The organism is Halomicrobium sp. HArcht1-1 (genome assembly GCF_058933285.1).
The window spans coordinates 2,581,835-2,600,468 of sequence record NZ_JBZYDL010000001.1 but is presented as its reverse complement, the minus strand read 5'-3'; the positions used below and the strand labels follow the sequence as shown (position 1 = coordinate 2,600,468).

The window sequence follows — 18,634 nt, the reverse complement described above, 5'->3', positions numbered from 1 at the left end:
CGACTCCGCGCAGACCGAGAGCGTCGTGCTGAGCCCCCTCTTTACTCCGTCTGTCGAGGCTCGCGGTCTGCAGTCGCCGAGACCGCCGCTGCCGTCTCTCGATCGTCGTCCGCGGCTGACTGGTCGCCGTCTGCCGCCGACTGTTCGTCTTCCGCGGCTGACTGGTCGTCTCCATCCGCCGACTGTTCGTCTTCCGCGGCCGACTGGTCGTCGTCCGCCGCCGGCTCTCCGCCGTCGACGGTGAGTACGTCCGTCTCGACCGTGACGAGGCCGCTGTCTCGCGGGGGCGTCGTCTCAGGCCTGGCCGGCCGCGCGTCGTCGGGGCGCTCCGAGACTGCTCGTTCGGTCTCGTCGGCGCGCTCCAGCGCCGTCTGTTCCACTCCGTCGGGTTCGTCCTCGCTTCGGGACGGCTCCGAGCCCTCGGTGGCGGTGTCGAACCGAGCGAGTCGATCGGTGAGGACGGCCGCGTCGTCGGTGAGCGTCCCCGCGCTGTCGGCGATGGCAGCGACCGCGTCGGTCTGGGCGGCGGCCGACTCCGCGGCGCGGTCGGTGTCGCCGTCAGTGCGCTCGCTGATCTCCGTGACGGCCTCGACCATCGCCACGACCTCCTGGCTGGCCGCCGCCTGGCTGTCGGTGGTGTCGTCGATCGACTGGACGCTCTCGTTGGCCCGCTGGACGGCTTCTCCCAGTCGCTCCAGGGAATCGAGGCTCTCCTCGATCGTTTCGATCCCGTCGGCGACGCGGTGTTGCATCCCGCGCACGTCGGTGACGGTGTCGTTCGCCGTCGTCCGGACGCGCTCGATCCGGTCTTCGATCTCGCGCGTCGCTTCTCGGGTCTCGGTCGCGAGCTGCTTGACCTCGTCTGCGACGACCGCGAACCCGTCGCCGGACTCGCCGGCCCGTGCGGCCTCGATCGAGGCGTTCAGCGCCAGCACGTTCGTCTGCTCGGCGATGCCGTCGATCAGGGTGACCACCTCGCCGATCGCCTCGACCTCCTGTTCGAGGGCCGCGATCGCCTCGGCCGTCTCGGTCGTGGTCGACTCGATCTGATCGAGCGTGTCGACCGACGCGGCGGCGAGCTCCGCGCCGCGCTCGCCCTCCGTGGCGGCCTCGCTGGTGACGGTCGCGGCCTCGTCGGCCGAGGCGGCGACTTCTTCGATCGCTCCCGAGAGGTCACTCATCTCGTCGCTGACTGTCTGTAGTCGGTCGTACTGGGTCGTGGCTCCTTCGTCGATCCGCTCGATGGCCTCGTCGACCTCGCGGTTGGCCTCTGCCACGTCGTCGGCACAGGCTGCGACCTGGTGGCCGGCGTCGGCGACGCTGTCCGCGAAGCGCTGGATCTCTTCGATGGTCGTCTCCATCTCCGCGAGCATCGCGTTGCACGACTCGGCGATCTCGGTCATCGCATCGCTCTGGCCGGCCGGATCGAGTCGCTGGGTCAGGTCGCCGTCCCTGACCTGCCCCATCGTCGTCGCGAACTCACTGGCCTGAGTCTCCAGGTGGTCGCTGAGCTGCTCGGCCTCGTGTCTCGCTGCCTCGGCGTCCCTCCGGGCCGCGTCGAGGTCCTCGATCATCGTCTCCAGATCGGTCGCCATCTGGTCGAGTGCGACCCCCAACTCGCCTGGCACCTCGTCGTCGAGCACCGGCGCGTCGAACCGCTGGTCGGCGATCGCGTCGGCCTGCCCGGCGACCGTCGACAGGTACGCGTGGATGTCGCCGACGGAGGCGACGACCTCGCCGAGTTCGTCGTCCCGGTCGCTGTCGGGGGCCGTCGCGTCGAGATCGCCCGCGGCAACCGCACCGGCGTAGTCGGTGAGCCGGTCCAGCGACCGGACGGTGTTGCGACCGAGCGTCAGGCCGACGGTCCCGAGTCCGAGGACGACCGCTCCGATCAGTACCAGCAACGGCCGTGTCACCGTTCCGACGAGCGCGTACGCGTTGTCTCGTGGGGCGTGGACGACGACCGTCCAGTCGGTTCCCTCGACCGGCGCGTAGGCGACGAGCGCGTCGCCATCGACGGCCGTCCCGGCAGTCGAGCCGTCGAGCACGCCGCTCTCGCCCGCCTGCCCGCGTTCGATGGCCGTCGACTGTACTGACGAGGCCCCGGCGTACTCGCTGCCGATTGCACTGGTCTCGTTCGCGAACGCGACGCGTCCGTCGCCGTCGACGACGCGCGTCACGCTGCCTTCGACCGGGCTGCGGAACTCACCGGCCACCCGCGACACGTCGGCGACCAGGACGACCGCCTCGTTGCGCTGAGACGGCACCGGGCTGACGAACGCCATCACCGTTCGACCGCTGTCGAGCGTGTACGGCTCCGAGACCAGGACGGTGTCGATCTGGTCGAACGTCACGTCGTCCTGTGCCCAGGGATCGCCACGCTCCCGGAGATTCTGCTGTGAGAGCGTGTTCATCGTCGTGGCCGCTACGTCCAGGTTCGCCGTGTCGACGTAGTGGAGCGCGACCACGTCGTCCGGGAGGTCGTTGTACTCGGAGTTGAGCGTCGAGGCGATCGCTCCGGTGGCCAGCCAGTGGTTCTTCGACACCTCGCGGGCGATGAGGCGTCGCTGCTCGACCCAGTTTTCGAGGTCGTTGGCCGTCAGTTCGCCGACTGTCTGTAGCTCGCTGTCGACGTCGGCTTCCAGTTCACGGGCGACGGCCTCCTGCGTGTAGATGCCGACCGATGCGGTCACGAGCAGGAGGACTACCAGCGCGACGCCGAACTTGGCCATGTAGCTCTCGCGCAGTCGCGCGGGGACGAATCGCCGCTTCCAGTCGCGCCCACGTGGCGGTGTCATCGTCTGGGGCGACGACCAAACCACGCGTAAGTATTACCCGCCAGTTCTCAGCAGAAATTTGCGCTACTGTCTGCTATATACAGGAATTTGTGTGGACAAATAACGTGGTCAGTGCGCCGGCCCCCGGCGGTCGCTGTTCAACGACTTCACTCTCTGGAGCCCCGAACTGTGCCACGGCCGGACGGCCCGTACTCTCTGGCTTCGCTGCGTGACTCACGATCCCTATATATCAAGAATATATACTACCTCGAAAGCAGACTATTGGGGGCAAGACGCCACTCAGAACAGATCCAGGCCATTCGAGCCCCGACGTAGCACTCCGTCTCTGTCTGGCGACTTTCCAGCGTGAAAAACGGCGATAAATTCGTCTTATCTACCGTTTTGTGTGTGTTCTGGTTCGGCGTCGTCACTGCAGACGCTCCGCGTCTCGACAAGGGAATCTGTGGGGAAAACAGGGACATACAGCCCGAATACGTCGATAAATGGCGTGCTCGCCACGACGATGGTGACGGCGTAGCGTTCGCCGTTGCCGGCCCGTCTCGATCGACGCCTAATAAAGTTGGTCTTCTTATGAGACTATGGAAAAACCACTACGCTAATATTAAGTCCGGGGATCCGATCCGCGATGCGGGGATATTTTTATACCCCCCGAGCGACAGCGATGGGTATGGGATACTTCGACGACCGGCCGTCCGTCTCGACGGACTTCACGTATCGCGGGATGGACGCCGCGATTCTGGAGAACGAGCACCTCCGCGTGCTCGTGCTCCCCGGCAAGGGTGGCGACATCCTGGAGTTCCGCGACAAGCGTACCGACGTGGACGTGCTGTACCACGCCGACTACCAGTGGGACCCGCCCGGCGACCGCGTCATTCCCTCGACGGAGATGACGTGGAACGAGCACTACCCCGGCGGCTGGCAGCTGAACCTGCCGGTCGCTGGTGGTCCGATGTCGATTCCGGGCAACCACTACGACCACCACGGCGAGAGTGCGCTCATTCCGTGGGACGCGACGGTGACGCGGGACGACGCCGACGCCGTCACCCTCGAACTCTCGACGCGTCTCCGGCGGTACCCCTTCGCGGTGACCCGAGAACTGACGCTGCCGGCCGACGAGTCGAGCCTGGAGGTGGCCGAATCGGTGACCAACGAAGGCGAGTACGAACTCGAATACGCCTGGCAGCACCACGTCGCGCTCGGTCGGCCGCTGATTGGCCCCGACGCGCGCCTCGACGTGCCCGCGGGCGAGAGCTACATCGACGACTACCCGGAGGACCACGAGACAAACCGCCTGGCGGGCGACCAGCACTTCGAGTGGCCGACCGCCGAGGCCGTCGACGGCGAGGACGTGGACCTCACCGCGTTCCCGCCGACCGACAGCGAGATCCACGACCAGGCGTACCTGCTGGGCGTCGACGAGGGGTGGTACGCCGTCACCAACAGGGAACTCGACGTTGGCTTCGCGCTGTCGTACCCGGCCGAGCACTTCGAGTCGCTGTGGTACTGGCAGGCCTTCGGCGGCATGGACGAGTCCCCGTTCTGGGGCCGCAACTACACCGCGGGGCTCGAACCGACGACGGCCTACCCCGGCCACTCGTACCCGGAGGCACAGCGCGAGAACGGGACGATGAAGACGCTCGAACCGGGCGAGACCGTCTCTGTCGAACTCACGGCGACTACGTACGGCGGCCGCGAACGAGTCACGGGCGTCGAGAACGGCGTCGTCGAGTAGCGCGACGCCGCCGTCGCTCGACACTGTCAACAATACCCACGGTAAGGGTTATGTATCGCCAGGTGTTTCATTATAGTGCATGACAGTCTAGCCGCCGACTTTGGCAGTAACGACAGTACTATCGTTACTACGATGCGGACTCGATCGATCGCCACACACCGCCTGTTCGCCGTGCCCGACGGCCGCTACTGCCGGCTGTCGCCGTTTCGGAGACGCGTCGTCCAGGACGACGAGATACGCTACAGACGGACAGACAGTACGAGCGAACTGTCAGCGTCTGCTTTCGGAGTGACCCCTCGGTGCTGGTTTCGATCGACGCCTCCCACACGCCGCCGATCCGCGGCGGCGTCGCCGCTGACGTTCTACAATGTGAAACACCTGGGGAGATCGGCCGGTCGCACTGCCGGGACACCCGTATCGGTGCCGCTCCGTGGACAGGGACGACGAACGAGTCACGACGACGCGCACGTGGACGGTCCAGTGCCGTTCGTGTGAGGTTCGTCCGGAGCGGCTACCGACGGTGGTCCTCGCACTCGCTGGGACGGGCTGTCGATCGACCCGCTCACGGCAGATCGCTGCCTGTCCCTCATTGTGAAACGCGCGTGTCGGGCGGAGATCACCGTCGGCATCGACTCTCTCGGCCGTCGACGCCGTCGGCTGTGCGGTCGGTTGGACAGCGTGTCGTGGTGTCTCGGCGGGCTCCGTCGGGACGGAGCGACGGTGCGTGCGGACTCGTTTCGTCCCGACAGCTGTAGCGACGTATCGGTGAGTGACGTGCTCCGGCGCATACTGCCGGCTGTCACTGTTTCACGATATTCGCGACCACGGGGTCGCAACATTCGTTACAGACGGACAGCCGGCAGTATCAGGCGATTTTGGCTTCGATCTCTCGCACCGTACTCAGTACCATCCCCGGTACGTCCTCTTCGAGCCGTTTGCTCGACAGTCGGCTCGCGGTGCCAGCGACGTAGACGGCACCCTGGTAGTCCGCGAACTCGATGGGCACCGCGACGCTGTTGACGTCGGCACGCTGTTCGCCCCGCGCGAAGGCGATCCCTCGCTCTCCGATCCGTCGGAGTTCGCTCCGGAGGCGGTCGGTGTCGGTGATCGTGTCCGGCGTCAGCGACACGAGCGGTTCTTCGAGGATCTCGTCGACGCTCTCGTCCGACAGCGTCGAGAGGATCGCCTTCCCAGGGGCGCTGCAGTGGAGATGACGCGTCGTCGTCATCGAACACGCCTCCGGGTGAGTGCCCACCGTCGAGTAGATGTCGACGGCCTGTCGGTCGTGTTCGAGGACCAGTCCCGCCGTCTCGTCGGTGGTCTCGGCGAGGCTGTCGATCGCCGGCTTCGCCTGGGCGTAGGGCTCGAACGAGTCTTTGACGTGCTCACCAACGTCGATAAAGCGCGGGCTCAGTCGGTACGCCACGTCGTCTTTGTCGACGTAGCCTTCCGACCTGAGCGTGTTCAAGTGTTTGTAGACCGTACTCTTCGAGATGTCCAGTTCCGTCGCCAGTTCGGTGATGCGGACGCTCCCGTCCGTCTCGGTCATGTATTCGACAATCCTGAACGTCTTGCCTAGCGCGGTCAGTGTCCCTCCGGTGTCCCCCGTAGCCATACGGAGGCATTGATGCCTAAGCGTGATAAGTGTTCACGTTACCAGTCGGCGATACTCCCGTCTTCGTGTCGCCATATTGGATTGTGCCAGTCGACGTTGGCCTCGGCACGCTCCTCGACGAGCGATCGATCGATGTTGACCCCCAGTCCAGGATCGTCCAACACCTCGACGTAGCCGTCGTCGAACACGAACGGATCGTCCGTGACGTACTGGTGGGTCCGATCGGACGCGGGGAGGTGGATGTCGAAGCCGTGGTCCTGCACGAAGAAGTTCGGGACGTAGGTGTCGACCTGTAGCGAGGCCGCCAGCGCGATCGGGCCCAGCGGGCAGTTTGGTGCGACGGCCACGTCGTGGGTCTCGGCGGTGTTTGCGATCTTGACCATCTCGGAGATCCCGCCTGCGTGGGACACGTCCGGCTGGATCACGTCGATGGCTCCCGTCTCGAACAGCCGCTTGAAGTCCCACCGGGAGTAGAGCCGTTCGCCCGCGGCGATCGGGGCGCGGGTCTGTGCGGCGATCGCCGGCAGGTGCTCGACGTTCTCGGGCAACACCGGCTCCTCGATGAACATCAGACCGAGATCGCTGAGACGGTGGGTCAGCGTCTTCGCCATCGACTTCGAGACGCGCCCGCGGAAGTCGACGCCGATGTCGATGTGATCGCCGACTGCCTCGCGGACGTGTTCGACGCGATCGACGATCTCCTCGATCGTCTCCCGTGACTCGATGTGGCGCATCTGGTGGGTCGCGTCCATCTTCAGCGCCGTGTAGCCGGCGTCGACCAGCTGGTCGGCCTCGTCGGCCAGCTCCTCGGGTCGGTTGCCGCCGACCCACTGGTACACTCTGATCTTGTCTCGGCTGCGCCCGCCCAGCAGTTCGTGGACCGGCAGCCCGTACTGCTTGCCCTTGATGTCCCACAGCGCCTGATCGATCCCGGCGATGGCGCTCATCAGGATCGGACCGCCCCGGTAGAAGCTCCCCCGATACATCGCCTGCCAGTGGTCCTCGATGCGGCGTGGGTCTTTCCCCAGCAGGTACGAGTCCATGATCTCCTCGACGGCTGCCCTGACGGTCTCGGCTCGGCCCTCGACGACGGGCTCGCCCCAGCCGGTGACCCCCTCGTCCGTTTCCAGACGCAGGAACAGCCACCGCGGCGGCACCCCGTACAGCTCGTAGTCCGTGATTTCCATGTGGGACCGCTCGTGTGGCTCGACAATAAGTGCGGGTGATCGCGAGCGTGGCGGACGGCCGCTTACAGGTTGGCGCGGATCCGTTCGACGACGTAGTCGAGTTCCTCGTCGTCGAGACACATCGGGTTGATCGCGATCTCGTTGTCGCCCATCCCGTCCGCGCCGACGTAGACGCGCGGGTCCTCGTCTCGGAGCGCCCGGACGAGTTCGACCGCCGACAGCGTCTCGTCGAGGGTGACCTCGACGACCGGCGAGACGTTCTCGCCTTCGCCGCCGGTGACGGTCGCCGTCAGGTGTTCTTCGTCGGCGAGCCCGTCGGCAGCGCGTTCGGCCTGGCGCTGCCACTCGTCGCTGAGCGCCTGGTAGTCGAGGTCGACGAACACTTCCAGCGCGCGGATCAGTCCGGCCAGCTCCTCTTTCCCGACTTTCATCGGACGACCGATCCCCTGGCGCGGGACGCCGTCGACGCTGTCGGGATCGATCAGCTCGCGGGGCGGGTCCCACGCCTCGCGAGCGACGTGCATGTCGAGGTGCTGGAGCGCGATCGACTGGATGAGGTCCTTGCGACCCGCGACGATCCCGGTCGTCTGCGGGCCACGGATGGCCTTCCCGCCGCTGAACACGACGAGGTCCGCGCCGGTCTCGACGAACCGTTCGAGGTTGTCGATCGGCGGGACCTCCGCGGCGGCGTCGACGATCACCGGCACGTCGTGGTCGTGGGCGATCTCGACGACCGTCTCGAGGTCGGGCTGAGTGTAGCTCTTCTGGACGTAGCCGACGGCGGCGGTGTCCTCGCCGATGGCGCGCTCGATCTCCCACGGCTCGACGTTGGTCGCGCCAGTCCCGAGGTGGAAGTCGTTGGTCCCCACGTCGACGATCGTCGCGCCCGCGGCCCGGAGCGCGTGGTCGTAGCCCGTCCGGTGGGTGCGGGGCATGACGATCTCGTCGGCCAGCCCGTCGGTGTCTGGGAGGCGATCCATCGCCTGTACGTCCGAGCCGGCGATGGCGGCCGCTGCGCCGAGCAGCAGGCCCGCGTCGGCACCCGAGGTGACGTATCCCGCTTCGGCCCCGGTGACATCGCGGATCAGTTCGCTGGCTCGCGCCTGCAGGTCGCCGAGTTCGACGAACCCCTCGGCCGCGCTGTTCATCGCTTCGAGTGCTTCTTCCCGAATCAGGCTGCCCCCGATCCGTGTCTTCGTCCCGGCGGCGTTGACGACCTCCCGGACCCCGAGCTCGCGATAGATATCCGTCTGTTCGACTCTCCCGTCTGGTGACAGACCCATAGTAGTCGGGTAACAACACGGGACGTTGAATAGGTGACGGTTTCCGATGTCTTCCAACTGAGACGGGCATTTCAGGATGAGAAACATCCAGCGAGAGACGCCTACCAGAGATCTCGATTTCGAATTTCAAAGCGATGACTGGATCGGGGACAGACACGAACTGGTCTCGTGATACTGTCCCCTTCTCGGGAGTTCATCGTTCGACTCACCGCTGGGATACTCACACAGCGACTACGGTCGATGGACCTGCGGTACTGTTTGCAATCTCTGAACGACCACTCTCTTTGGGCAGACATCGCTCTTTTATTCTCTTTCAGGCCGAATATATCTGTGCAACAAGAATGTTGCTGATGTGTGGCGAATAACACATCTACTATGGGGCGTGTGGTCACGTTTTCGCCATTTTGTATGTAGGAGTTGGTCCTGTTGGCCCAGTTTGGGAAGAGGCACTGGTCACACTGCCTGGTTGGCTGCTGTTTTGGATTCGTCTGGCGAGAGCACAGCAGTCGTGATTGGGAACGGCGCTGTTCGATGACGGCCAGACGGGCGTTCGCTACCTATCTCGCTCCCGACACAGTGTTCGCTTTGCCACGGAGAGGCCCGGTCTGCCGTCGGCGTTCCAGACGAGGAGCGACACGCCGACCAGCAGGAACTGCAGTGCGAGAAACGGCGTCAGCTCCATCGCCGCGACGTGGCCGAGGAAGCTCTTGGACCCGTCGTACTGGATCGCCGGGAGCAGCGGCCACGCCAGATAGGCCAGCATGGAGAGATCGCCGTCGAGGACTGGGCGCAGTCCGTCGCTCAGGAGGTGTGTACCGTAGCCCAGCACGAACGCGCCAGCGAGGTGGACCGCCGTCGGACGCATCGGGGTGGTGCCACCGTCGGCCCCGAGCTGTCGGGACTCGTCGCGTGCATCGACAGCGCGTGCGACGGTGACGAGGACGACGCCGACGACCGCTGCCGTGAGCAGCGAGTGCGCCAGCGAGCGGCCGTTGGGCAACACGGCGACCGTCCAGGCGAGTGGCTTGTCGATCAGGTCCGGGAACTGCGTGCCGACCGCGACGGCGACGACCGCGAACGCGGACACGCGCCGATCGGTCGCTCGGGCCAGCAGCGAGTAACAGAGATAGCCAACGGCGAGGTGTCCCCACGGCCACATACTACTCCGACGGTCGTCTGCCAGCGACAATACCCTGTCCCTTCGGCCCGTATCCCGACAGCTTATACCGTCGCCGACCGTTCGACTCGGCCAATGACAACGCCGCGACGCCAGCGATTCGTCGTCGGACAGGTCGCGTGGATGAGCGCGACGGTCCTCGCGCTGGCGCTGCTTGGCTCGCTCTCTCTGGAGCTGTTCTTCGTCGTCTCGCTGATCGGCTTTCTGGTCGTGATCGAACTGACGGCTCCGTTCAGTGTGACGCCACGCTGGCGGGCCCGCCTCAAGTGGCTCGTCCTGCTCGGCCTGTTGGCCTTCGGTTACGTCGTCGTCAGACGCATCCTCGCCATCCTCCCGCCGGGGGTGATCTGACGTGGCTCCAGACTACCCGCGTGCGGTACTCGCTGGCTTCGCCGTCGCCGTCGCTCTGGGGCTGCTCGTCGCCGGAAGCACCTCGGGCGGTGCCTTCGGTTCGTACAACCCGGCCTGGGACGGTACCAGCGACTTCCGGTCGATGGCCGGTGACGAGGCCGAGTCGCTGTCGATCGCCCGAAACACCAGCGTCTACGACACCGCCGACGCCAACGAGACGCTGGCCGTGCTCCTCTCGCCCGAACAGCGCTACACCGACCGCGAGCGTCGATCGATTCGGCAGTTCGTCGAGGCGGGCGGGACGCTGCTGATCGCCGAAGACGTGGGACCGAACGGGAACCAGCTGCTCCGCGGTGTCGGCGCACGGACCCGGTTCGACGGCGCACCCCTGCGCGACGAACGCCGCTACGAGAACGGGCCGGCGCTGCCGGTCGCCACGGCGGTCGGGCTGGACAACGACAGCGTCGAGACGGTCGTCCTGAACCACGGGACCGCGATCCGTGCGGCCGGAGCCACTCGCGCCGACGACCCCAACGGGACGATGCGAGCCGTTCGCGCGACGAACGCGACGGTCCTCGCGGCCAGCTCCCCGTACGCCTACCTCGATCGGAACGGCAACGAGACACTCGACGACGACGAGACGGTCGCTCGGTACCCGGTCGCCACGACCGAACGCGTCGGCGACGGGCGGGTGATCGCCGTCAGTGACCCGAGCGTCTTCATCAATGCGATGCTCGAACACGGCGACAATCGCGCGTTCGCCCGTACCGTCGTCGCCGGCCACGACACCGTCGTCCTCGACGTGTCCCACGCCGGGCGTCTCCCGCCGCTGCAGGCGCTGTTGCTCACGCTTCGAGAGTCGCCGCTCTGGCAGGCCGTCGTCGGAACGGCGCTGCTCGGAGTCCTGGCCGGTCACGCAGCCCTGGTGGACGGGGTGGCGGCGCTGAGACGCCGTCTCGGAGCGAGCGACACGGTCCACCGACCACGCGACCGCGAGGCGGTCGTTCGCGGCGTGACGGCTCGCCACCCCGAGTGGGACGACGAGCGAGTCGAGCGCGTAACGCAAGCCATTATGACGCGACGGACGGAACGTGATGGCAATGACTGAGCCAGCCGCCCTGTACGAGACCGTCCGCGACGAAGTCGGGACGGTGCTCGTGGGACACGACGAACTCGTCGAACACCTCACGGTCGCGCTGCTGAGCCGGGGCCACGTCCTCCTCGAAGGCGTCCCCGGCGTCGCGAAGACGACGCTCGCACAGTCGTTCGCCCGCGCGAGCGGGCTCGCGTACACGCGCGTGCAGATGACGCCGGACCTGCTGCCGGCCGACATCACCGGGACCAGCGTCTACCGCAGCCAGACCGGCGAGTTCCAGCTCCAGAAGGGGCCGATCTTCGCCAACGTCGTCGTCGCCGACGAGATCAATCGCGCGACGCCCAAGACCCAGTCGGCGCTGCTGGAGGCCATGGAGGAAGGCCACGTCACGATCGAGGGCGAGACGCTCGCGCTCCCGGACCCGTTCGTGGTCATCGCCACGCAGAACCCCATCGAGATGGAAGGGACCTTCGAGTTGCCCGAGGCCCAGCGCGACCGCTTCCTGTTGAAGCTCACCGTCGACATCCCCGACCGCGACGAGGAGCGACGCGTCCTCGACCGCTTCGACGACGCCCCGCAACTGGACGCCGAGAGCGTCGAACAGGTCGTCGACACCGAGGCACTGACCGCCGCACGCGACGCGGTCAGTGAGGTTCACGTCGCCGACAGCGTCCGCGAGTACGTGCTGGACCTGGTCGCGGCGACTCGGGACCACCCCGATGTCGAACACGGCGGATCGCTGCGCGCGTCGCTCGGACTGCTGAAGGTCGCGAAGGCCCGCGCGGCGATCCACGGCCGCGAGTACGTCGTCCCCGACGACGTGAAGTCTCTGGCCCGTGCGGTCCTGATCCACCGGCTCGTCCTGACTGCCGACGCGGAACTGAGCGACGTGTCTCCGGCGTCGGTGATCGAGGAGGTACTGGCCGACGTGACGCCTCCCGGCGGCGACTCTGAGGCAGAGCTGGCCGCCGCCACGGAGATGGCCGACGTCGAAGAGAGCGCCACCGACGGCGGGAGCGTCGAGTAGCCGGCGCGTCACTCGTCGCTTTCCGTCTCGGCGGGCTCCCAGCGCAGCGTCGCCACGTTCTCCTCGCCGGCGAGCTCGGCTCGGACCGGCCGGTCGAGTCCGCGTGCGAGCGCGACGGCCGTGATCGAGACGATCGGGTGATCGAACCGACCGAGGTCGCCGTAGACGCTGGCCGTCGTCGACACCGTGAGCCGGCCGTCCGCTCGGTCGAGGTCCAGTTCGACGGCGTCGGCGATCTCGAACTGCTCGACGACCGCCTCGCGAACCTGCGTCGCGACCTCGCCCGGCGTGTCCGCCAACGACCCGCTCAGCGCCGACTCGAACTCGCCGAACAGCGTCTCACCGGTCGGACGGAGCGCCACGCCACGGGTCGTCGCTTCGCCCGTGGTGACGAACAGCGCCGACAGGTCGTCTGCATCTGGAATCTCGAAAGGCGTCTGCTGTGGGACGAACAGGCGGACGCCGGTCGCCGGATCGGTGGTCGGGACGTAGATCCGCCTGTCCGTGAGCCCGAGTTCTCGACAGAGGCGCTCGTGGTTGCGGGCCAGGGCCTCGTAGACGGCGTCCCCGACCGAGGCCGAGACGAACCGCTCGGGCGTGACGAACCACGTCAACACGGCGGCGAAGACGCCGGTCCCGCCCAGTGCGAGCAGCATCGTCCGTGTCGAGGGAAAGACGAGGGCCCCGATCGTCGCGACGAGGCCGACGGCGGCAAAGCCGATCGCGGTCTGTCGGTACTGGCTCTGACGGGCACGGGCGTACGACGACCGGAGCCGTTCGTTCTCCGCCCGCAGCGTCTCCAGTTGTGCCGCCAACTCCGGCGACAGCTCGTCGTCGGGTGTCGATTCCTCCGTCGTCTGCTGGTGTTCGGTCGCGTGTCGATCAGTACTCATCGGTGACCTCCAGTGTCGCGACAGTGTAGCGGTGCAGTCCGTAGCCGGCGACGGCGACCACGGCGACGAGGATCGCGGCCACCTGCCAGCGCGTCCCGAACGTTGCGATACTACCCGCGACGACCAGCGACAGCGCCGTCAGCGCGACGACGCCCTGCCAGAGCGTTCGCCTCGGCCTGTCGGCGTCGAGGACGCTGCCGGTGAACACGACGACCATGGGGGCCTGGGCGAGCGCGAGCGTCGCGAGCGGCGGGTTCTCGGGCAGGACCGCGGCCAGCAGCACGTGCCCCACCGCGAGGACGACGATCGGAGAGACGGCGAGCCAGGCGGCCACGACGACCACGCCAGCCAGTGCGCCGCCGAGTCCGGCGACGAGCCAGCCCGTGAGGACGCTCAGCAATGCACCCGCCCCCACGACGGCCGGGGCCGTTCGCGAATCCGCGGCGAGGGCACCGCCCAGACCCTCGGGGCCGTCCTCGACGCTCACGCCGACTCCCTCCGTCGCTGCGTTCGACCCGCCGACAGCACCGCCGAGAGTCGGTCACCGGGGCCGACCTCGTAGGCGTCGACGCCCTCCATGCCGGCGAGTTCGCGCCGGAACTCCTCGAAGGCGACGTAGTCGCTGTAGGCCCCGGCGAGATCGGTGAGTTCGCCCGACTCGAACAGCGCCGTCGGCGTCATGAACACCGCGACGGTGCTGCCGTTCCGGCTGGCACGCCGGACCGCCGCTCGCAGTTCGTCCGGGCGGCTGTCGTCGGTCACGATGACCGTCCGAACGACGGTGTCACTGGGGAACTCGGCCGTCCTGATCGCGCCCGCCAGCGGCTGTGCGTCGAAGCGCTGCTGGTACGCCTCACCCTCCGACAGAAACGGTGCGAGCGTCCGTCCGAACGCCGAATCGTCGCTCGCGACCCGGCTGGCGACCCGTGTGTTCGGTGAGCCTCTGGGTCCGACGCCGCCGGATCGACCGTCGGTCGTCGCGGCCGCGAGCAGCTTCGCTCGGACCGTGGCCCAGGCGTCGGTTCTGACCAGCGGGCTGATCGCCGTCGTCACGCCGTCGTCGCCGACGGCGTAGTAGCCGATCCCGTCGTCGTCCGTGCGTGCTCGGTCGACGATCGCGACCGCGAGCTGTCGTGCGTAGTCGAGCTTCGTCGTCCCGGCTCGTCCGTCGGCCATCGTGGCACGGTGGTCGAACACCAGGATCGTCTGCCGGTCTGCGCCGCCCTCGAACTCCATGACGTGTGGCTGGTCGAGCCGCGCCGTCGCCTTCCAGTCGATCTGTCGAACGGCGTCGCCCGGCACGTACTCCCGGATCTCTGCGGGCTCGATGCCGGTGCCCAGCTGGCTCGACGCCTGCTCGCCAAAGCCCGTCGCGATCGGGTTCCCGCCTTCGCCGACGTGGAGGTCGTCGGGTGCCCGCGGGCTGACTGCGACTTCCTGTCCGGCGTCCAGTTCGACCAGCTGGGCGAAGAGCCCGTCCGTGTCGGCGATCGACAGCGACACGTCGTCGACGGTGAACGAGCCCGCCACCGGCCAGGTCACGGCGGTGGACGCGACCCCCTCACGTTCGCCGGGCGCGAGCGAGACCGTCGCCGGATCGCCGGTCGCACCGACCGGTGGGTCGACGGTGACGGTGACTGGGACCGACACCGCCGTGTCGAGCCTCACGGCCACGGTCAACTCGGCGGTCTCTTCGGCCGTCACTCGATCCCGCGTCGAGAGATCGACGCTCAGCGCCGCCGGGACCCGCGTCGCCGAGCGGACGAACCGGTACTGTCGGGCGAGCAGCCAGGCCCCGACGGCACCGCACCCGAGTAGTGCGAGCGGGCCAGCGACGACGACGCCCCAGACGGCAAGCGCCGTCCCGAGGGCGGCGACCGTCCAGTACCGACGCGTCACCTGCATGGCTCGTTGCTTCGCTCGCGTCCCATTGAAGCTACTGGTTTCGTGAACCCAGGCCGCTGGCGTCGGGCGTTCGTTTCACATTCTCCGGACTCCAATCACAGCTACACATACAGATTATAACTACTCAGATCCAGAAATTATATCGGGTGTGCCCGAGAATCGTCGCTCGATGTCCGAAACGATCCCCAGCACGTGTCCCCGGTGTGACGCCCTCTTGGACCACAAGACCGCGATGCCCGGCGGTGCCGACGCACCGACGATCGTGAGCTGCCCGTCCTGTGCGTACGAGGAACGGTTCGAAGACTGAGTGGACGGTCGTCGCGACGCCATCCGGCCCGAGACTGTCCCGTCGTCATGGCAGCGCCGCCGACGCCCCGAAAGGCGCACGGTTTTTACGCACCCGGTCGGTACTCTCGCCAAGACAGTGTCGGACCGCTGGACCGTCGCCTGTGTCGTGTGTCTCTGTCTGACCGGCATCGCCCTCACCGGCGTCGCCAGCGACGCCGCCGTCGCCCAGTCGACGGCGACGCCCGACGAGACGACCAACGCCACCGTCCAGCACGAGGACCCCGACTCGGTGTCGGATTCTGGTGACGTCCAACAGCTTCGCCGCTGGCTCGGAAACCGACTCGACAGCCAACTGGAGTCGAGTTCCGTCGCCCTCAGCGAAGGCGAGTACGAACGTGCGCGGGCCGTCCTCGGCGACGACTACGACTCTCGACTCGAACAGTACGTCGACGTCGCCGGTGACACCGCCGGTGGCGGCGACGGGGACGCCGGCGAGACGTACCGCGAGGTCGGCCAGAACCAGCGCAATCTCACGACACAACTCCAGCGCTTCGAGCGCGCCCAGGAGCGCTACCAGTCGGCCCGTCGAGAGGGCAACACGTCCGAAGCACGGGCGGCGGCCCGCGAGATGGCACGGCTGGCCGACCGGGTCAACGACACCGGCACCAGCGTCACGCAGGGCTACGCCCGGCTCGGGAACCAGAGCGGGATCGACACGACCACCGAACAGACGGCCGTCCAGAACCTCACCACCAACACCACCGAGACCGCGACGACGGTACAACGCCAGACGTTCGTCGAGACGAACCTGACGGTGCTCGACGCGACCCGCACGATCGCCTACGACGACCCGCTCCGGCTGACCGGCCGTCTCGCGACGGCCAACGGCACCGCCGTCACGAACGAGGGTCTGGTGATCGAGATCGCGGATCGCCCTCACCAGATCACGACCGACGGCGACGGTCGCTTCGAGCTCGCCTACCGTCCGCGGACGCTTCCCCACAATGCGTCGGCAGTCACGGTCCGGTACGTGCCAGACAACGCCTCGATCTACCTCGGATCTAGCGCGACGCTCCCCGTCGAGGTCGAGCAGGTGCCCGCGACGCTGACGGTCCGGAACGCGACCGAGGAGACGAGCTACGGACGACCGGCCGGCGGGACTGCCGTGCTCGAAGTCGAGGGCGAGCCCGTCGAGGGCGTTCCACTGACCGCGACGCTCGGTGGCGTCTCGCTCGGGCGGGCGACGACCGACGAACGCGGCCGCGTCCGGTTCCGATCGAACCTGTCCGCACGCGTGTCTCCGGGCCAACGATCGCTACGGGTGTCGACGGCGCTGTCGAAGCGAGCGATTACCACCGCTGGCTCGAACGCCACCGTCGACGTGGTGTCGACGCCGACGACCCTCTCGGTCGACGCGACGCGGGCCGACGAGAACGTCTCGCTGACCGGCCAGCTCACGACCGAGGCTGGCGATCCGGTCGATTCACAGACGGTGAGTATCACTCGCGACGGCAGTCTCGTGACGACGGTCCGGACCGACGAGGACGGTCGCTTCGCCGCGACGCTCCCCACCGACGGGTCCGCCGCGACCGTCGACGTGGGCGCTCGCTTCGACGGGGGCGGAACCAACCTCGAATCGAGCCGTGCGACGGTGACGATCTCGACCGATGTGAACGCGTCGGACGGCGGTGTCGTGAACTGGTTGTTCGGTGACGGACGCTGGTTCACGATCGCGGCCGGTGTCGTGATCCTCGCTGGAGGTGGACTGTTCGTCCGTCGTCGTCGGACTCGCGAGGAGGCTCCGGACGAGGCCGTCGACCGCTCGACGCCCACACGGACAGCGACCCCCACTGCCGACGACGCGCTCGTGGCGGCACTCGACCGGGCAGACCGGTTCCTCGACGGCGGTGCCGCGGGTGCGGCCGTCCGCGCCGCGTACGCTGGCGTGCGAGACGGTTACCTGGAGGCGTCCTCGACGGACACGCACTGGGAACTCCTCGAACGGAGCGAGGCGCTCGACGACGCCGAGCGGACCGCGCTCGAACGGATCGTCGAGACGTACGAACGCGCCGCGTTCTCGGCCGAGGGAATCGACCGTGACGACGCCGCGGCGACGATCGACGCCGCTCGCTCCCTGTTCGAACGCGACCCCGCCGAGCCGGCGGACGACTAGCGCTGTTGTGTGATCGCGTCGACGACAGCGAACTGCGCCCTGGTAAGCTCCGCTTTGTCCCCCACGCGATTCTGTCTCTGGACCCACGCTGTCTCGTCGCAAAGCCGTGCTTATCGATCTGTGGCGTCGCTTCCGCGCGGCTAACAATGAACGGTGGACTCGTACGTTCTCGCGAATTCCCATGCAATTCGATCGGCGATCGCTTCTCAGAGGCGTCGGTGCGACCCTCGTCGGAGGCACAGCGCTGACGTCGCTGTCGGCGGCAGAGGTACAGGAACTCCAGGACAGACAGGCCAGTACGAACGGCGTCCACCTTGCGGCCGAGTTCACCGAGGACCAGCAGCTCCTCGGCCTGAGCGAGACGGTCAGCGTCACCAGTGCTCGAGACCCTACTGAACCCGGACAGGGGAAAGGGCAATCCTCGGAGGACGTGCTCCACATCACCTCGCTCCCCGACACGGGCCGGGAGCGTGGCGGCGGGCGAGGGAGCGGGTCCGACGACGAATCAGACGGCGAGCACAGCGGCGACGACGGCGTGACCTACGACTACGGCTTCTCGATGGTCGGCGTCTCCGATCGAGACCTCACGGTCGAGGACCTCGCCACGTACGGCGGTGGCACCGGCCTCGCCTACGAGTGGCTGGTCACCGACGAGAACGTCTCCGCCGTCGGGACCGAAGCCGAACGGGCCGGTGTCGGCCCCGACGAAGTCTGGCTCGTCGTGCGCGAACCCACTGCGGCCGACACGGGGCTCGTCGACGACGCCGTCGCTGGTCGGCTGACGGCGCTGGTCCGCGAAGTCGAAGCCGACCGCGGGACCGGCCAGTGGCACACCCGCGACGTGGGCGTCGAACTCGACGAGGACGCCGAGCCGGCCTGGCAGGAACTGTCCGCCCCGTCCCAGCTGTTCGTGGACATCGGCGAGACGCCGCTGTCGGCCTACGGCGACGCGGAGGTCCTCATGGTCGGCGTCGGCCGTGGTGATCCCTACGACGGCCCCTCGGTGCTCGACGCGTACTACCGGGGGCTGACGGTCGCCGGTGAGGAGTACTCGTTCTCGAAAGCCAGCATGGAAGGCGGGCCGGGGCGGGGGTGAGGCCCGTCCGGGG

15 protein-coding genes are annotated in these 18,634 nt (G+C 67.4%); 7 read left to right on the top strand and 8 right to left on the bottom strand.

The features are described from left to right. Positions 1 to 41: 41 nt before the first annotated feature. Positions 42 to 2,798 carry a methyl-accepting chemotaxis protein gene (locus AC5FRZ_RS13580; protein ID WP_493564853.1) on the bottom strand — a complete coding sequence of 919 codons (2,757 nt, stop codon included), beginning with the start codon at positions 2,796 to 2,798 and terminating at the stop codon, positions 42 to 44. Between the two features lie 667 nt (positions 2,799 to 3,465). Here AC5FRZ_RS13580 and AC5FRZ_RS13575 point away from each other — a divergent pair. Beyond that, complete coding sequence (locus AC5FRZ_RS13575) at positions 3,466 to 4,530, top strand: aldose 1-epimerase (RefSeq protein WP_170092441.1); 1,065 nt, start codon at positions 3,466 to 3,468, stop codon at positions 4,528 to 4,530. Between the two features lie 865 nt (positions 4,531 to 5,395). On the opposite strand, the gene AC5FRZ_RS13570 is transcribed toward AC5FRZ_RS13575, so the two are convergent. The 4 genes from AC5FRZ_RS13570 to AC5FRZ_RS13555 all read right to left on the bottom strand — a co-directional run bounded on the left by AC5FRZ_RS13570 (position 5,396) and on the right by AC5FRZ_RS13555 (position 9,774). Then, complete coding sequence (locus tag AC5FRZ_RS13570; RefSeq protein WP_372480330.1) at positions 5,396 to 6,145, bottom strand: IclR family transcriptional regulator; 750 nt, start codon at positions 6,143 to 6,145, stop codon at positions 5,396 to 5,398. A 38-nt stretch (positions 6,146 to 6,183) separates the two neighbouring features. Next, on the bottom strand, positions 6,184 to 7,332 hold the full coding sequence (gene dgoD, locus AC5FRZ_RS13565; protein ID WP_153554267.1) for a galactonate dehydratase: 1,149 nt from the start codon (positions 7,330 to 7,332) through the stop codon (positions 6,184 to 6,186). Positions 7,333 to 7,394: 62 nt separating this feature from the next. Continuing rightward, entirely contained in the window at positions 7,395 to 8,615 is a 1,221-nt protein-coding gene (locus AC5FRZ_RS13560) for an aminotransferase class V-fold PLP-dependent enzyme (RefSeq protein ID WP_493564852.1), read from the bottom strand. Between the two features lie 553 nt (positions 8,616 to 9,168). After that, complete coding sequence (locus AC5FRZ_RS13555) at positions 9,169 to 9,774, bottom strand: metal-dependent hydrolase (RefSeq protein ID WP_493564851.1); 606 nt, start codon at positions 9,772 to 9,774, stop codon at positions 9,169 to 9,171. Positions 9,775 to 9,867: 93 nt separating this feature from the next. Here AC5FRZ_RS13555 and AC5FRZ_RS13550 point away from each other — a divergent pair, with 93 nt between their 5' ends. The 3 genes from AC5FRZ_RS13550 to AC5FRZ_RS13540 are packed head-to-tail and all read left to right on the top strand — an operon-like array spanning position 9,868 to position 12,266. Then, entirely contained in the window at positions 9,868 to 10,143 is a 276-nt protein-coding gene (locus tag AC5FRZ_RS13550; protein WP_170092437.1) for a DUF8044 family membrane protein, read from the top strand. A 1-nt stretch (position 10,144) separates the two neighbouring features. After that, the gene (locus tag AC5FRZ_RS13545) at positions 10,145 to 11,251 is read left to right on the top strand and encodes a DUF4350 domain-containing protein (protein ID WP_493564850.1); all 1,107 of its coding nucleotides are present in this window, start codon (positions 10,145 to 10,147) and stop codon (positions 11,249 to 11,251) included. After that, the gene (locus AC5FRZ_RS13540) at positions 11,244 to 12,266 is read left to right on the top strand and encodes an AAA family ATPase (protein ID WP_493564849.1); all 1,023 of its coding nucleotides are present in this window, start codon (positions 11,244 to 11,246) and stop codon (positions 12,264 to 12,266) included. The genes AC5FRZ_RS13545 and AC5FRZ_RS13540 overlap by 8 nt, the downstream gene beginning before the upstream one ends. 8 nt (positions 12,267 to 12,274) lie before the next feature. Here the strand turns inward: AC5FRZ_RS13540 and AC5FRZ_RS13535 are convergent, their stop codons facing one another. Genes AC5FRZ_RS13535 through AC5FRZ_RS13525 form a run of 3 tightly spaced genes read right to left on the bottom strand, consistent with a single transcriptional unit; the run spans position 12,275 to position 15,064 of the window. Continuing rightward, on the bottom strand, positions 12,275 to 13,159 hold the full coding sequence (locus AC5FRZ_RS13535; RefSeq protein ID WP_493564848.1) for a DUF7982 domain-containing protein: 885 nt from the start codon (positions 13,157 to 13,159) through the stop codon (positions 12,275 to 12,277). Beyond that, positions 13,149 to 13,646 carry a DUF8163 family membrane protein gene (locus AC5FRZ_RS13530; RefSeq protein ID WP_493564847.1) on the bottom strand — a complete coding sequence of 166 codons (498 nt, stop codon included), beginning with the start codon at positions 13,644 to 13,646 and terminating at the stop codon, positions 13,149 to 13,151. Before AC5FRZ_RS13530 ends, AC5FRZ_RS13535 begins: the two co-directional genes overlap by 11 nt. Beyond that, the gene (locus tag AC5FRZ_RS13525; protein WP_493564846.1) at positions 13,643 to 15,064 is read right to left on the bottom strand and encodes a DUF58 domain-containing protein; all 1,422 of its coding nucleotides are present in this window, start codon (positions 15,062 to 15,064) and stop codon (positions 13,643 to 13,645) included. The genes AC5FRZ_RS13530 and AC5FRZ_RS13525 overlap by 4 nt, the downstream gene beginning before the upstream one ends. A 169-nt stretch (positions 15,065 to 15,233) precedes the next feature. Between AC5FRZ_RS13525 and AC5FRZ_RS13520 the strand changes: the two genes are divergently transcribed. The 3 genes from AC5FRZ_RS13520 (at position 15,234) to AC5FRZ_RS13510 (ending at position 18,621) form a co-directional block, all read left to right on the top strand. After that, positions 15,234 to 15,371, top strand: a complete 138-nt coding sequence (locus AC5FRZ_RS13520; RefSeq protein WP_170092431.1) for a hypothetical protein — start codon at positions 15,234 to 15,236, stop codon at positions 15,369 to 15,371. 117 nt (positions 15,372 to 15,488) lie between these two features. Next, on the top strand, positions 15,489 to 17,525 hold the full coding sequence (locus tag AC5FRZ_RS13515; RefSeq protein ID WP_493564845.1) for a COG1361 family protein: 2,037 nt from the start codon (positions 15,489 to 15,491) through the stop codon (positions 17,523 to 17,525). 181 nt (positions 17,526 to 17,706) lie between these two features. Further along, a complete protein-coding gene (locus tag AC5FRZ_RS13510) occupies positions 17,707 to 18,621 on the top strand; it encodes a hypothetical protein (protein ID WP_493564844.1) in 915 nt (304 codons plus the stop codon). Positions 18,622 to 18,634: the final 13 nt, after the last annotated feature.